General features: G+C 43.0%; 11 protein-coding genes. 7 read left to right on the top strand and 4 right to left on the bottom strand.

Going from position 1 to position 15811, the window contains the following annotated elements:
* Positions 1-38 precede the first annotated feature (38 nt).
* From araJ to lgt, 4 genes are all read left to right on the top strand, one after another.
* Positions 39-1181, top strand: coding sequence for an MFS transporter AraJ (gene araJ / locus I2I04_RS03910; RefSeq protein WP_195654360.1), 1143 nt, complete (start codon positions 39-41; stop codon positions 1179-1181).
* Positions 1182-1247: 66 nt separating this feature from the next.
* Positions 1248-2351 (top strand): redox-regulated ATPase YchF, encoded by a 1104-nt coding sequence (ychF, locus tag I2I04_RS03905; RefSeq protein ID WP_195654359.1) that lies wholly within the window; start codon positions 1248-1250, stop codon positions 2349-2351.
* Between the two features lie 47 nt (positions 2352-2398).
* A complete protein-coding gene (locus I2I04_RS03900; RefSeq protein ID WP_195654358.1) occupies positions 2399-3316 on the top strand; it encodes a ketopantoate reductase family protein in 918 nt (305 codons plus the stop codon).
* Between the two features lie 19 nt (positions 3317-3335).
* Positions 3336-4169: a prolipoprotein diacylglyceryl transferase gene (lgt, locus tag I2I04_RS03895; protein ID WP_143258830.1), complete on the top strand. Its 834-nt coding sequence runs from the start codon at positions 3336-3338 to the stop codon at positions 4167-4169.
* Between the two features lie 138 nt (positions 4170-4307).
* Here the strand turns inward: lgt and mutS are convergent, their stop codons facing one another.
* Together mutS and I2I04_RS03885 are read right to left on the bottom strand one after the other, a co-directional pair.
* Complete coding sequence (gene mutS / locus I2I04_RS03890) at positions 4308-6896, bottom strand: DNA mismatch repair protein MutS (RefSeq protein WP_143258958.1); 2589 nt, start codon at positions 6894-6896, stop codon at positions 4308-4310.
* 622 nt (positions 6897-7518) lie between these two features.
* The gene (locus I2I04_RS03885) at positions 7519-8367 is read right to left on the bottom strand and encodes a hypothetical protein (RefSeq protein WP_229126916.1); all 849 of its coding nucleotides are present in this window, start codon (positions 8365-8367) and stop codon (positions 7519-7521) included.
* A 220-nt stretch (positions 8368-8587) separates the two neighbouring features.
* Here I2I04_RS03885 and I2I04_RS23390 point away from each other — a divergent pair, with 220 nt between their 5' ends.
* Together I2I04_RS23390 and I2I04_RS03875 are read left to right on the top strand one after the other, a co-directional pair.
* Complete coding sequence (locus tag I2I04_RS23390; RefSeq protein ID WP_255553041.1) at positions 8588-8719, top strand: hypothetical protein; 132 nt, start codon at positions 8588-8590, stop codon at positions 8717-8719.
* 13 nt (positions 8720-8732) lie between these two features.
* Positions 8733-9869 (top strand): alkaline phosphatase, encoded by a 1137-nt coding sequence (locus I2I04_RS03875; protein ID WP_195654357.1) that lies wholly within the window; start codon positions 8733-8735, stop codon positions 9867-9869.
* Positions 9870-9942: 73 nt separating this feature from the next.
* Here I2I04_RS03875 and I2I04_RS03870 read toward each other — a convergent pair whose 3' ends face one another.
* Complete coding sequence (locus tag I2I04_RS03870) at positions 9943-10818, bottom strand: DMT family transporter (RefSeq protein WP_195470424.1); 876 nt, start codon at positions 10816-10818, stop codon at positions 9943-9945.
* A gap of 130 nt (positions 10819-10948) precedes the next feature.
* On the opposite strand from I2I04_RS03870, the gene I2I04_RS03865 reads away from it, so the two are divergent.
* Positions 10949-12700: an AAA family ATPase gene (locus I2I04_RS03865; RefSeq protein ID WP_195654356.1), complete on the top strand. Its 1752-nt coding sequence runs from the start codon at positions 10949-10951 to the stop codon at positions 12698-12700.
* 225 nt (positions 12701-12925) lie between these two features.
* Here the strand turns inward: I2I04_RS03865 and I2I04_RS03860 are convergent, their stop codons facing one another.
* Entirely contained in the window at positions 12926-15496 is a 2571-nt protein-coding gene (locus I2I04_RS03860; protein ID WP_195654355.1) for a family 78 glycoside hydrolase catalytic domain, read from the bottom strand.
* Between the last annotated feature and the right edge of the window lie 315 nt (positions 15497-15811).

The following is a 15811-nucleotide window of genomic DNA, read 5'->3' as shown; positions in this document are numbered from 1 at the left end:
AAGGTAAAAAGGTAACAGGTATTAAGGTTAAGTTTGGTATGAAGAAGAGTCTTATTGCATTGGCGTTCGGCACACTGGGATTAGGTATTGCCGAATTTGTAATGATGGGAATTTTGCCCGATGTAGCAAAAGATTTAGGTATTAGTATTCCTACCGCAGGGCATTTCATTTCTGCTTATGCATTAGGCGTCTGTGTTGGCGCACCTGTATTGACATTGGCTCGCAAATATCCACTAAAACATATTCTGTTAGTATTAGTTACCTTAATTATGATAGGTAATATCTGTGCGGCTATGGCTCCCAATTATTGGGTATTGCTCGCTGCCCGCTTCATCTCCGGTTTGCCTCATGGTGCATACTTCGGAGTAGGCTCTATTGTTGCCGAGAAACTAGCCGACAAGGGTAAAGGTTCGGAAGCCGTCTCCATCATGATTGCAGGAATGACCATTGCCAACCTGTTTGGTGTACCTTTGGGAACTTCCTTAAGTACCATGCTTTCCTGGCGTGCCACTTTCCTGTTGGTCGGTATCTGGGGAATTGTTATCATGTATTATATCTGGCGATGGGTTCCTCATGTAGAAGGTTTGCAAGATACCGGCTTTAAAGGGCAATTCCGCTTTCTTAAAACTCCGGCTCCATGGCTGATTTTGGGCGCTACGGCACTAGGCAATGGCGGTGTATTCTGCTGGTATAGCTACATCAATCCGATGCTTACCAATGTGTCCGGCTTCTCCGCAGAAAACATTACGCCTTTAATGATCCTTGCCGGCTTCGGTATGGTAGTGGGAAACCTGATTAGCGGACGTCTCTCCGACCGCTATACCCCCGGAAAAGTAGGAACTGCCGCTCAAGCACTTATCTGCATGATGCTATTGCTTATTTTCTTCCTTTCTCCATATAAATGGGCAGCCGCCCTATTGATGTGCCTTTGTACGGCAGGACTATTCGCTGTATCCAGTCCAGAGCAGATATTAATTATCCGCGTATCAAAGGGAGGAGAAATGCTGGGAGCAGCCTGTGTGCAGGTTGCGTTCAATCTCGGAAATGCTATCGGTGCTTACGTAGGCGGACTGGCTGTTAGTGGTGGATACCGCTATCCGGCTCTGGCAGGTGTACCATTTGCTCTGATCGGATTTACTTTATTCCTGATTTTTTATAAGAAATACCAGGCAAAATACTAAAACTTTGCCAAAATGCCTATCTTTGCAGTCAGATTATCGATAACTAAATAAAAACGAAATAGATAAATGGCATTGCAATGTGGTATTGTCGGACTACCGAACGTGGGTAAGTCGACACTTTTCAACTGTTTGTCGAACGCAAAAGCACAGGCGGCAAACTTCCCTTTCTGTACAATTGAACCCAATGTAGGTGTAATCACTGTTCCCGACGAACGTCTGAATGCACTCGCTGAATTGGTACATCCCCAACGAATTGTTCCTACAACTGTAGAAATAGTAGATATCGCCGGACTGGTGAAAGGCGCAAGCAAAGGAGAAGGACTGGGAAACAAGTTCCTTGCCAATATCCGTGAGACAGACGCGATTATCCACGTACTCCGTTGCTTCGACGATGACAACGTGACACACGTAGACGGAAGCGTAAATCCCGTCCGCGACAAAGAAATCATCGACTACGAGCTTCAACTAAAAGACCTGGAAACGATCGAAAGCCGTATCCAGAAAGTACAAAAACAAGCACAGACGGGTGGAGACAAAGCTGCAAAGTTGGCTTACGATGTACTCGTTCAATATAAAGATGCACTGGAACAGGGAAAATCTGCACGTACAGTGACTTTTGAAACAAAAGACGAACAAAAGATTGCTCACGAACTGTTCTTATTGACCAGCAAACCGGTAATGTATGTCTGCAATGTTGATGAAGCAAGCGCAGTAAACGGAAATAAATACGTAGATATGGTACGCGAAGCCGTAAAAGACGAGGATGCTCAAATTCTGATTGTCGCGGCTAAAACAGAAGCGGACATCGCCGAACTGGAAACGTATGAAGACCGTCAGATGTTCCTTGCCGAAGTAGGGCTGGAAGAGTCGGGCGTAGCACGTCTTATCAAATCTGCTTACAGACTCCTGAATCTTGAAACTTACTTCACAGCCGGCGTACAGGAAGTACGTGCCTGGACTTACGAAAAAGGATGGAAAGCTCCTCAATGTGCCGGAGTAATCCACACCGATTTTGAAAAAGGCTTTATCCGTGCCGAAGTTATCAAATACGAAGATTATATCCAATACGGCTCGGAAGCAGCTGTGAAAGAAGCCGGAAAACTGGGCGTGGAAGGAAAAGAGTATGTCGTACAGGATGGCGACATCATGCATTTCCGTTTCAACGTGTGATTATCAGTAACCACCGACGACTTATTAATTACTAATTCGCTAACAATATGAAATATCTCATTGCAGGAACGGGAGGTGTAGGCGGCAGTATCGCAGGATTCTTGTCGCTGGCAGGCAAAGACGTAACTTGTATTGCCCGTGGAGCTCATTTGCAGTCGATTCAAACGAACGGTTTGAAACTGAAGTCGGATTTGAAGGGCGAACATACGCTCCGGATTCCGGCAACTACCGCTGAAGAATTCAATGGAAAAGCAGATGTGGTATTCGTATGCGTGAAAGGTTACTCGGTCGATTCTATCATAGAACTGATTAAAAGGGCAGCACACAAAGACACGGTCGTCATCCCTATACTGAATGTGTACGGCACAGGACCGCGCATACAAAAGCTGGTTCCGGAAGTTACAGTTCTCGACGGATGCATCTATATCGTAGGTTTCGTATCCGGCACAGGAGAAATCACCCAAATGGGAAAGATATTCCGTCTAGTATATGGTGCCCATCACGGTACAATTGTAAAGCCCGGATTGCTGGAAGCCATCCAACAAGACTTGCAGGAAGCAGGCATAAAGGTAGACCTGTCATCGGACATCAACCGGGATACGTTTATCAAATGGTCGTTTATCTCTGCAATGGCTGTGACGGGCGCTTACTACGATGTTCCGATGGGAGAAGTACAGAAACCGGGAAAGATACGGGATACATTTATCGGACTTTCTACGGAAAGCGCCGCCTTAGGAAAGAAACTGGGCATTGAATTCCCGGAGGACCCCATCAGCTACAATCTGAGAGTCATCGACAAACTTGATCCCGAAAGCACTGCTTCCATGCAGAAAGATCTGGCACGCGGACATGACTCTGAAATACAGGGATTGCTCTTCGATATGATTGCAGCCGCCGAAGAACAAGGGATTGATATACCAACATACCGAATGGTTGCGGAAAAATTCAAAGAACAGTCACTATAAATAAATAACTACCAAGCCTATGTATTCACTTCTCAACATCACCTGGAACCCGAATCCCGAACTATTCAACCTGTTCGGCATTTCCATCCGTTATTACGGATTATTGTGGGCAGTAGGAATATTCTTTGCTTATGTTGTTGTTCACTACCAGTACCGGGACAAAAAGATAGAAGAAAAGAAGTTTGACCCGCTTTTCTTTTACTGTTTCTTTGGTATTCTGATCGGTGCCCGCCTGGGACACTGTTTGTTCTATGATCCGGGATATTATCTGTCTCATTTCTGGGAAATGATCCTTCCCATCAAGTTTATGCCGGACGGAAACTGGAAGTTTACCGGATACGAAGGATTGGCCAGTCATGGCGGTACATTGGGATTGATAGTAGCACTTTGGCTGTATTGCCGTAAGACAAAACTCCATTATATGGATGTGTTGGACATGATTGCCGTAGCTACTCCAATCACAGCCTGCTTCATCCGTCTTGCCAACCTGATGAACTCTGAAATCATCGGCAAGCCGACTGATGTACCCTGGGCATTCATTTTTGAACGTGTGGATATGCAACCCCGCCATCCGGGACAGCTTTACGAAGCCATCGCCTATCTTATCCTGTTCTTCATCATGATTTATCTGTACAAGAATTATAGCAAAAAACTGCACCGTGGCTTCTTCTTCGGGCTTTGCCTGACTTATATCTTCACCTTCCGCTTTTTCATCGAATTCCTGAAAGAAAACCAGGAAGATTTTGAAAACAACATGATGCTCAATATGGGACAATGGTTAAGCGTTCCGTTTATAATAATAGGTGTCTATTTTATGTTCTTCTATGACAAGAAGAAAAAGAAAATAGCCTAGCCTAAATCAGAAAAAGAGGGATTAGCGGTTCAAACATCACTAATCCCTCTTTTTTTATCAATAAAATAAATACCATTTCCCTCTAATGCCAGGAAAACGATCGAAAACATACCCTAAGACATTATATACATTTTCGCTTTATTTCCCCCTGACTATCTTCTTTATATCATTCAGCTTATTCAGCGCTTCAATAGGAGTAAGATTATTCACATCAAGATTTAATATCTCATCGCGAATCTGACAAAGAATTGGATCATCCAACTGAAAGAAGCTTAACTGCATACCTCCACGATTCTCGCTCACTTCTGCCAACGGCTTACCTGTTATTCCCTGTTGACGATTATCGGATTCTAGTTGCTTCAATATTTCATTGGCACGCTTCACAATGCTCTTCGGCATACCTGCCATCTTTGCTACATGAATACCGAAAGAGTGCTCACTACCGCCACGTTCCAGTTTACGAAGGAAGATTACCTTGTTATCCACCTCTTTCACTGATACATTATAATTCTTGATACGCTTGAAAGATTTCTCCATCTCATTCAATTCATGATAATGCGTAGCAAATAAGGTACGTGCTTTTGCTTTCGGATGTTCATGAATATACTCTACAATAGCCCAAGCAATGGAAATACCGTCGTACGTAGAGGTACCACGACCCAACTCGTCAAATAATACCAGGCTCCGGGAAGAAACATTGTTCAGGATATCAGCCGCTTCATTCATCTCTACCATGAATGTAGATTCACCGACTGATATATTATCGCTCGCTCCTACGCGGGTAAATATCTTATCAACTAAACCGATATGAGCACTTTCCGCAGGAACAAACGAGCCGATTTGAGCCAATAGCGTAATCAATGCTGTCTGACGCAGAAGCGCAGACTTACCGGCCATGTTCGGACCTGTAATAATAATAATCTGCTGTGTATTGCTATCCAGCATTACATCATTGGCAATATACTTCTCCCCTATCGGAAGTTGTTTTTCTATTACCGGGTGACGCCCCTGACGAATATCCAATACGTCATTATCCTCAATAATCGGACGGATATAACGATTCTCACGGGCCACATTGGCAAATGACAACAGACAGTCCAGACGTGCAATCTGATTCGCATTAATCTGTATCTGTGGAATAAATTCCATCAATGACTGTACTAAGTCCGTATATAGCTGCGTTTCCAGAATCAGAATCTTATCTTCCGCTCCCAAAATCTTTTCTTCATATTCCTTTAGTTCCTGCGTGATATAACGTTCTGCGTTGACTAACGTCTGTTTACGAATCCACTCTTTAGGAACTTTATCTTTGTGGACATTACGGACTTCGATGTAATAACCGAATACGTTATTATAAGCCACTTTCAAACTCGGAATACCCGTTTCCTCGCTCTCTCGTTGCTGTATCTTTAGCAGATAATCTTTTCCTGAATAGGAAATTTGCCGCAATTCGTCCAAGTCTGCGTTCACACCATCTTGAATCACTCCACCTTTATTTATCAGTAAAGGAGGATCATTCTTAATCTCTTTGGCAATCCGGTCACGAATAGAAATACAAAGATTCAGCTGTTCGCCAATACGATTCAAACTTGCATTATCAGCTTCCATACATGCCTGTTTTATCGGCTCAATCGCTTGTAAGGCAACTTTCAACTGAACGACTTCACGGGGCGACACACGCCCTACAGCCACTTTGGAAATAATACGTTCCAAATCTCCTATTAAATGCAACTGTTCTTCAATCAGTTCCTTAAAATCAGGCTGACGGAAGAAATATTCCACTACGTTCAAGCGTTCATTGATTGGTCTCTCATCCTTCAACGGAAAAACGATCCAACGTTTCAACAAACGCGCTCCCATCGGGCTGATTGTTCTGTCGATCACATTGAGCAGGCTACTTCCGCCATCGTTCATATTGCCAATCAGCTCGAGACTACGCACCGTAAACTTATCCAGACGGACGTATTTATCTTCTTCAATACGTGCTAATGAAGTGATGTGGCCAATCTGCGTATGCTGCGTCATTGTCAGATACTGCAGAATAGCGCCGGAAGCAATGATGCCATTCTTCAAGTGCTCCACTCCGAAACCCTTCAGATTCTTCGTTTCAAAGTGTTTCAGCAGTTTCTCACGGGCAGTCGTTTCTGTAAATACCCAGTCGTCCAACTCGAATGTGAAGAACTTATTACCGAAATTACCTTCAAACATCAGGCGTTTGCCACGTTCAAAAAGAATTTCCTTAGGGGCAAAGTTATTCAACAGCTTGTCTATATAATCAAAAGGACCTTCTGCCGTAAGGAATTCACCGGTAGAAATATCGAGAAAGGCAACTCCACAGGAAGCCTTTCCGAAATGAACGGCAGCCAGGAAGTTATTCTCTTTATAGTTCAGTACATTATCATTGATAGAAACACCGGGAGTAACCAATTCGGTAATGCCACGCTTCACCAGCTTCTTCGTCATTTTCGGGTCTTCCAGCTGGTCACAGATAGCAACACGTTTTCCGGCGCGAACCAGTTTCGGAAGATAGGTATCAAGGGCATGATGAGGAAAACCTGCCATCTCGATAGTTTTTCCTTTCCCATTGGCACGTTTTGTCAGTGTGATCCCTAAAATTTCGGCGGCAACGATGGCATCCGTAGAATATGTTTCATAAAAGTCACCACAACGAAACAGCATCACTGCATCCGGATGTTTTGCCTTCAAATCCAGAAACTGTTTCATCATCGGGGTGAGGACGATCTCTTCTTCGTTCACGGGTGTCTCCTTTTCTTCTTTATTGAGTACATAATGTGATTATCCTTGCAAAGATAACGGTTTTTCAGCAGAGAATCAACGGTATGCTCCGATTCAATTTTCAAAATTAATGTTACATACCTTGAAATAAGGAGGAGTAATTTCTTAACAAGTAGGAGAAAACTATTAAAACGTGTTATAAAACATGCTATTTTTCTTGGATAATTTACTAATTTCCCAAGAGTCCGTATCTTTGCAATGTGTTTTTCATAGTATTAGATTTAAGGTTAACAAAGGTTGGAGCAAGGCGTTGCTCCTTTTTTTATGTCCGGACGTTTCCTATCAGAACAGCTATCTTTAAAACGACTCGTTTTTGCACCGTAATGAACTGTTTCAGCCTATTCTAACAAAGGTATATTCTCACTGCAATGAGAAAAAATTCTCATTACTATGAGTATTTCTTCTCATTGCTATGAGTATTTTTTCTCATAGGGATAAGTATAGTTGAGAATGTTTGCGGAATTTTTTTTTGAATTATAATTGTATGAGTTTACCTCATTTCCGTACCGTTATGAGTGAAATTATAAATAAAGAATTAGGCAAAGTCTGCCAATTACACTTCACTTATAAACTGCTCAAAACTATATTTAAAATCCTCATTCAATATTAGCTTATACTCCTTGGTGAATTGATCAAATGCAGTATATGCCATTCCCATACGTTTCAAATCGACCAAAGCTCGGCATTTAACACGAACAGACTCTTCATCTAGCGAATCAAATCGCAAAATACAATTTGAGATTTGTATTCTCAAGTTATCATTTCCAACAAATTGCCTGCTATCTCTTAACCGACTCAGAAGATCAATCATTGAATCGGAATAATCCGCTTTAAAACTATCTACCCAATCAAATTGCATGTTAGGAAGTAATTGACCAAACGAAGCCAGGCTCAGCAATTTTTCCAGATCTTCCTTATGGACTACATCTAAAGACGCCATCTTTTGTATTAACTGATTAGCTATGGTATAATCATTATATACATGTCCCTTATTAAGAAAGTACCAATAACCATTTGCTGATGATATCTCCGTGTCTCCCACCTCTTCCAACAAAAGACGTATCTTACGTATATTTACGCTACGGTTGTTAGAGAAACTCTCCTCTGATTTATCATACCACAACAATTCCTTTAACTTGATATTGGAAATCCCCTTATTATTCTGATTGGAATAAAGAATAATAACAGACAATAATTGCCGCATAATGGGCGTGAATTTTCCGGTAATATCTTTTAAATCCCGATTAATTACCTGAAATCCGTTCAGCATATAAATTCCCGGTGTGGTATTCAGCACAGGAGCTTCAAACGAGGAATACAGGTGGTCATTTTCTTGAATTTCTTTCTTATCATGCTTTTCAATCTCCACCCGATTCCCCCTAAACCTGCTACACCAATACATATAAACAGCAATTTCCACCAAGTCCCCCTGTTGTCCTGTACCGTCATATTTTGAATAGGCAACACAGGAGATGCAATAGAATAAATATTAGCTTCATAATTATTCCCTTCTACCTGATGAACTGTTACAGCGTAATAACATTTTTCTAAAGCAAGATAAATTAAATCTGCATGAGAATTAACATCTAAGAAAGTATAGGGTATTGTATCACCTAAAACAAATGGATTTACCGGGCTACGGCATCCTTTCTATTGACAAAGAAAACAACCAGATGCAATTAGAATATTATGCCGCATTTGGAGAAAAGCCATACGATACAGTCAACATATCCGAATTACTTACTTCTAATTAAAAACATATTAGCCATGAATGTAAAATTTAAAATTCACTTATTTATTCTTTCCTTATTCTTTTGTTATAATCTATCAGCACAAGAAATCGTCAAAGGAGATTTTAAGAACGAAAATCCACAAAGTTCGTATGTTCCTTCATTTGAAATGGATGCTACCGACAAACCTGTCAAGAATGTTATTTTAATGATAGGCGACGGCATGGGACTGGCACATATCTGTTCAGGAATGTATGCTAATCAAGGACAGCTTACTATCGCTAATTTAAAAACATGCGGTTTCGTCAGAACACAATCCGCCAACAAGTTTACAACAGATTCAGCAGCTTCCGGTACAGCTTACTCAACCGGAAAGAAAACTAAAAACGGAGCACTCGGAATGGATGAAAATAACCAGGTTATTCCAAACCTACCCGAAAAGTTATCCGGTTATGGCTACATTTCAGGAATCGTTACTACTGACAATCTTGACGGAGCCACCCCTGCAGCTTTCTTTGCTCACCAACCGGAACGTGGAATGTCTAAAGAAATTTGGGCGGATCTTTCTAACAGTAAGCTGACATTTTTTTCTGCCGGTAGTTATGAACTATTTGAAAAACAAGCACCAAACGTTCAAAAGGAAATCAAAAAAGAGTTCACCATCATAGAGGAACCGAATGATAAAGCTATCAAGAAATCTAAAAAACTGGGATATTTACCCACAAAGAGCAAAACGGCTTCTGTAAACGAAAATCGAGGAGATTTCCTTCCGTCTACCACCCAAATGGCTATTAACTATCTTTCGAACAGGAGTACTAACGGTTTCTTCTTAATGGTAGAAGGTGCCCGAATAGATAAAAGTGCGCACAGTAATGACTATTCGGCAGTTGTCCGTGAAGTATTGGACTTTGATAAAGCAGTAGAAGCCGCCATCAGATTTGCAGAAAAAGATGGAAATACATTAGTGATTATTTCAGCTGATCATGAAACCGGAGCATTAGCTTTACGTGACGGAAACATAAAAGAAGGCAAAATGAAAGCAATGTTTGTATCTAAAGGACATACACCAATCATGGTTCCACTGTTTGCATACGGTCCACAATCCAAGCTTTTTGGCGGTGTTCAGGAAAATAGCGACGTAAGCAATAAAATTTTCCAATTACTCGCTAAATAAGATATAAAACAGATCTGTCATTCAAACTGAAATAAGAAAGAGTTTCTTCTATATGAAAATAAGAAATTCTTTCTTATTTCTTTTCTGCCTGATAGACTCCAAATATAATGCAACCAGCCCCCAACAATGTAATCCACGTTATTTGTTCGTGAAGAATGAGTACCGAAGCCACCATTGTGACAAGCGGATTCAAATAAATATAGTTGGAAGCCCTGACGGTTCCCAACTGTTTTAAGACCACATTCCAAAGGACATAACATATCAAGGAAGCCAGAACAGCTAGAAATAAGAGATTGGATAATACAATCGGTTTTAAAAGTACATCAAAGTCCGGTTGCAGCGGATGAAGAAGAAAGGCGGGAAGTATGGTCAATACCCCATAAAAGAATATCTTACGGGTAATAAACAGGGTAGGATAACGCCCTGTCATTTTCTTTATTACCAAACTATAAAATGCCCACGACAGAGCGGCAAGTAAAGTAAGCAAATCCCCTACCGGAGATAATTTAAGTACAAAACTACCGTTGAAGACCACCAGTCCCACCCCGATTAAAGCTAATATGGAACCATAAATCAAACCTTTGGTGGCTTTTTCACTCTTATAAAAGAGAAGGGAAAGAATGGTAGTAAGCAAAGGAGCTGTGCAAATGATGAAAGCGACATTGGATGCTTGCGTGATGCCCAAAGCTGTATTCTCTGTAAAGAAATAGAGCGAACCACCGAAGAAACCTCCTGCCATCAACCAAAGTTCGTCTTTCCAGTTACTCGTAAACAGACGTTTGGGAGAAATCACCCAAATGCCCAGATAAGCAATGAGAAAACGATAAAAGAATATCTCCTGAGGGGTCAATCCGTGATTAATCAATACTTTGGTTGATATAAAAGTCAATCCCCAGATGGCAACTACAAGTATCGCAATCAGATGGTAATATCCATGCTTCAATTCCATAATGATGGTGATGTTTGTTTAATAGAGTGCAAAGATAGCGAGAAGTTATGGAATGTTTGTTTGGAGAAGTAACAAAAAGCCCGTACCTTTGTTTATGTTCAAAGAAAGCTCCTAAAATAAGGTATAAGTTATGGAAAAATATATAGCACCGGACAGGAAACGTATCCCATACGGCATGATGAACTTTGCAGTAATCCGCCGCGACGACTGTTATTATGTGGACAAAACCCGGTTTATACCCATGATAGAAGAGGCGGACAAGTTTTTCTTCTTTATTCGCCCGCGCCGTTTCGGCAAAAGTCTCACAGTAAATATGTTGCAGCACTATTATGATATACTTGCCAAGGATAAGTTCGAAGCGCTGTTTGGCGACCTTTACATCGGAAAGCACCCTACACCTGACCGGAACAGCTATCTGGTGCTGTATCTCAACTTCTCCGGAATAGTCGGTGAACTGCACAACTACCGCAAGGGACTGGACGCGCATTGCCAAACAATGTTCGACTACTTCTGTGACATTTACGCTGACTATCTCCCTCAAGGCATCAGGGAAGAACTCGACAAAAAAGAAGGAGCTGTCGAACAATTTGAATACCTGTTCACAGAATGTAATAAGACCAACCAACGTATTTACCTCTTTATTGACGAATACGACCATTTCACCAATGCCATCCTCTCGGATATAGAAAGCCTGCACCGCTATACGGACGAAACACATGGCGAAGGTTATCTGCGTGCCTTCTTCAATAAAATAAAAGCCGGAACCTATTCCAGCATCGAGCGTTGTTTCATCACCGGCGTAAGCCCCGTGACAATGGACGACCTCACAAGCGGTTTCAACATCGGAACCAACTACTCGCTCACACCGGAATTTAACGAGATGATAGGTTTCACAGAAGAAGAAGTGCGCCAAATGCTCACTTACTATTCCACCACCAGTCCATTCAACCACAGTGTGGACGAACTGATAGAAATAATAAAACCCTGGTATGACAACTACTGTTTTGCAGAAGAATGTTATGGTGAAACTACTATGTACAACTCCAACATGGTGCTCTACTTCGTCAAGAATTATATTCAACGAGGCAAAGCCCCCCGGGATATGGTAGAAGACAATATCCGTATCGACTACGAAAAATTACGTATGCTCATCCGGAAGGACAAAGAGTTTGCCCATGATGCCTCCATCATACAAACATTGGTGAGCGAAGGTTACGTCACCGGAGAACTGAAAAAAGGTTTTCCAGCCGTCAATATCACCAATCCCGACAACTTTGTAAGCCTACTCTACTATTTCGGTATGCTCACCATTAGCGGCACGTATGAAGGAAAAACTAAACTCACTATCCCCAACCAGGTAGTCCGCGAACAAATCTACACCTATCTGCTGAGTACCTACAACGAAGCCGAACTCAATTTCAGCAGTTACGAAAAGAACGAACTTGCCAGCGCTCTTGCCTACCGAGGTGACTGGAAAGCCTATTTCGATTATATTGCCGACTGCCTGAAACGCTACACCTCCCAGCGCGACAAGCAGAAAGGAGAATTTTTCGTTCATGGCTTCACGCTTGCCATGACGGCACAAAACCGTTTCTACCGTCCCATTTCCGAACAGGACACACAGGCAGGCTATGTCGACATTTTCCTTTGTCCGCTACTGGATATCTATTCCGACATGAAGCACAGCTACATTGTGGAGCTGAAATATGCCAAGTATAAAGACCCCGAAAACCGCGTAGAAGAACTGCGACTGGAAGCTATTGCCCAAGCCAATCGCTATGCTGACACTGATACGGTGAAGAGAGCAGTCGGCACTACACAACTTCATAAGATTGTGGTTGTGTACAAAGGAATGGATATGCCGATATGCGAAGAGGTTTAAAACAAAAAGTAACTCGCATGACAAGCGCATTATGCAAAAAACAAATAAGCTAACAATATGAATGTTTGCCAAAACAAGAGAAAAGAAGGTATGTTAAAACCTTTATAAATAAAGAATTACCCTCATCACAGCTATCTGTAATGAGGGTAATCATGTTAAAAAGAGAGTTTCGACACATCTCCTTAATATCAATTTCTACATGAAAAACTATCTCAACTATATACTTTATTTGGTCACCTTGTAAGTTCCACTTCCATAGTTCTTTGACTTCATCTCTCCGGGAAGGGTTACGGTAGCGGTAACACCCTTAGGAATAGTGAATTCCCAAATCCAGGTGTCGCCCTCGTATTTCCAGGCGCTCTTGATGAGTCCGGCGGCGGAACGATATTCGGCAGTCACGTGTCCCAGTCGCTTATCTGGAATAGGCTTCATGATGATATGTTTGAAGCCGGGAGTGGCGGGATCGGCTGCGATGCCGGCAACGGTTTCCCAAATCCATTCACATACGCATCCGTAGGCATAATGATTGAAGCTGTTCATGCCGCGCGGTCCCATTCCCTTGTCTATCATATAGCTGTTCCACCGTTCCCAGATGGTGGTGGCTCCATTGTCCACAGAGTACAACCAGCTTGGGTTCTTACGTTGGAAGAGTAGTTCATAGGCAATGTCTTCCATGCCATTCTCCGTGAGGGTGGCCATGAGGATGGATGTGCCCAAGAATCCGGTCTGCAAGCAAAGGTCGTGTTGTATGAAGTTTTCGCGCAGACGGTCTATCATCTTCGCTTTGGCTTCGCCTTCCACAAGCTGGTTCTTCAGGGCGAACAAGGCAGGAGTTTGCATAGTGTTGAGGATGGCGGTTTTGAAGGTGCCGTCTTCGTTGAGGAAGTTCTCTTTGATGTATGCCTTTGCCGAATCAGCCATTTGCTGGTACTTGGCGGCATTGCGACCGGTGGCGGTAGCCATGTCTCGCATCATGAAAGCATCTATCACCCAGTAGGAAGCGCTTAAATAGTTCCAATAGCTGACGGCATCAGGGAGCGGACCTTGGGGAGAGAAAGCCAGTCCGCTACAACTTTCCAGCGGTTCGTAGCTCAACCAGTCAGCCCATTGGTAGTTGCCGTTCTCGCTGCAGAGGGTCTCGTGGTTATACTTGGTGTCGTTGATGTGGTTCATAAACAGGTCCATGGCGTTCCAGTTCTCCTCGATGATTTTCGTGTCATCGAATTGCTTCCATACCGTCCAGGGCACGATGATTCCGGCATCAGCCCAACCCAAACGCATTTTCTCATCACCGTATTGTGCCAAGGGAGCCACTCCGGGAAATCCGCCCAAACTGTTCTGGGTGTCACGCATGTCACGCATCCACTTGTGAAAGAACTTCATGGTGTTCGCAAAAAAAGTACCGGTTTCTGCGAACACTTGTGTGTCTGCTGTCCAACCCAGACGCTCGTCGCGCTGCGGACAGTCGGTGGGTATGGACAGGTAGTTGGATAACTGCCCCCAATAAGTGTTGGAGATGAGCTTGTTCACAAGGTCGTTGCCTGTGGTGATAGTGCCGGTCTCCAGTTCCTTTGTGATGGAAGTGACGGGGATGGACTTCAACGACCTGATGGCGACATTTCCGGTGGCAGTAATGGAGACGTAGCGGTAACCGAAGAAGGTGCAACAGGGATAATAGGCCACATAGTTATCTCCGCCAGCAAAGGTGTAATCCAGACGGATACCGGTGTGGGGGATGCGCAGGTTTTCGCGATGGCAGCTTCCTTCCGGACCGTCCATTCCACGAATCTTGGCACCATTGCCATCATTGAGCAGCTCTGCGGGAAGACAGGTCAACACTGTTCCCTCGGCGGCTTTGAATACGAAAGAGGGTACGCCGGCACAGTTTTGTCCGAAGTCCACCACTAACGTCTCTCCCGGGCTTACGGTCATCTCCGTACCCGATGCGAACTCACGGGCGATAATCACCTTACCGAACTCATTCTCCTTTGTTCCTTCTACATTCTTCCAAACGTATGCTTTGATAGGAGCGAGGGCGAGATCTGTACGCAGATAGACTTCCGCTCCGTCCGAAGGCAGGATGTCGCCGGAGAATTCGGTATTCTCTTCGGGTGTGGAGAGTTTGTCCACACATTCGTAGCCCATCGGTTCGCGTGCATCGTATTCTTCTCCATCAAAGATACCGGCATGTTTCACCGGACCGGCAATTCCGGCTTTCCAGTTTTTAAGATCAGTACCGTAGCGTTTCTTGCTTCCGTCAGAAAAAGTCAGTTCCAATACACCACGGAAGGCACATTTCTTGCCTATCATGCCGTCATATCCTCCGGGGGTTATAATTTTGTCACCCCACCATCCCGGCGTCACCTGTACGGAGAGCATGTTCTCGGCGTTTGGCTTAGTACGGATGATATCTGTAATATCATAGGTGAAAGAACGTTTGGTCTTCGCATAATGTGTAAAGCCCGGTTTCAGAAATTCCCCGCCTACGGGTTTCCCATTCACATACAACTCGTAAACTCCCAGTCCAGCGGTCATCCACTTGGCGGAGACAATTTTCTGTTCGTTTTTCACGGTGGACACGAACCAACTTGCGCCATCGGCTGCGCGACCGTTGTTATGTCCTTTCACTACAGGGGCATCTACTGCGGAAATCCATTTGGATTCGTTCCAGGCTGATGCTTCCAATGCGTCAGTACGTTTTCCGACTTCGGTTGCGTTTATCAGTCCGCTATGCGAGAAAAGCACGAGAATCATTATCGGGATAAGATTCGCAAAACAATGGAGATTCATTTTCATACTTATATGTATTTTTTAGTATTAAAAGATTAACTTTGAAATGCTGTTTAGTTTTATGGGACTTGCACAACAAAATTACAGAATTATATGATATGACAGACGATTTCTGCATTTTTTTTGACTCAACGATGGTTTCTGTTCAATCTGGAGCTGACTCATAAGTCCGATCCGATTGAACAGACAGCAGGAGCTTTCTACGTTAAATGATCGATTATCAAGCAAAACAATGAAATATTGTAAAATAATATAATTAACACATCCATTTAGTATATTGTAGGAATTATTTATCAAAGAAGAAAAGAAGATGCCGGTTAT

The sequence above is a fragment of the Bacteroides sp. 1001136B_160425_E2 genome (assembly GCF_015559655.1).
Lineage (GTDB): Bacteria > Bacteroidota > Bacteroidia > Bacteroidales > Bacteroidaceae > Bacteroides > Bacteroides luhongzhouii.
Note: the sequence above shows the minus strand (reverse complement) of the source record. Positions and strands in the feature narration are given on the sequence as shown.

Coding starts and splice junctions, on each gene's coding strand:
- I2I04_RS03885 (WP_229126916.1), bottom strand. CDS start 8,367: ATGTATTGGTGTAGCAGGTTTAGGGGGAATCGGGTGGAGATTGAAAAG.
- I2I04_RS03860 (WP_195654355.1), bottom strand. CDS start 15,496: ATGAAAATGAATCTCCATTGTTTTGCGAATCTTATCCCGATAATGATT.
- lgt (WP_143258830.1), top strand. CDS start 3,336: ATGTATTCACTTCTCAACATCACCTGGAACCCGAATCCCGAACTATTC.
- mutS (WP_143258958.1), bottom strand. CDS start 6,896: ATGATGAAACAGTTTCTGGATTTGAAGGCAAAACATCCGGATGCAGTG.
- ychF (WP_195654359.1), top strand. CDS start 1,248: ATGGCATTGCAATGTGGTATTGTCGGACTACCGAACGTGGGTAAGTCG.
- I2I04_RS03865 (WP_195654356.1), top strand. CDS start 10,949: ATGGAAAAATATATAGCACCGGACAGGAAACGTATCCCATACGGCATG.
- araJ (WP_195654360.1), top strand. CDS start 39: ATGAAGAAGAGTCTTATTGCATTGGCGTTCGGCACACTGGGATTAGGT.
- I2I04_RS03900 (WP_195654358.1), top strand. CDS start 2,399: ATGAAATATCTCATTGCAGGAACGGGAGGTGTAGGCGGCAGTATCGCA.
- I2I04_RS03870 (WP_195470424.1), bottom strand. CDS start 10,818: ATGGAATTGAAGCATGGATATTACCATCTGATTGCGATACTTGTAGTT.
- I2I04_RS03875 (WP_195654357.1), top strand. CDS start 8,733: ATGAATGTAAAATTTAAAATTCACTTATTTATTCTTTCCTTATTCTTT.
- I2I04_RS23390 (WP_255553041.1), top strand. CDS start 8,588: ATGGATTTACCGGGCTACGGCATCCTTTCTATTGACAAAGAAAACAAC.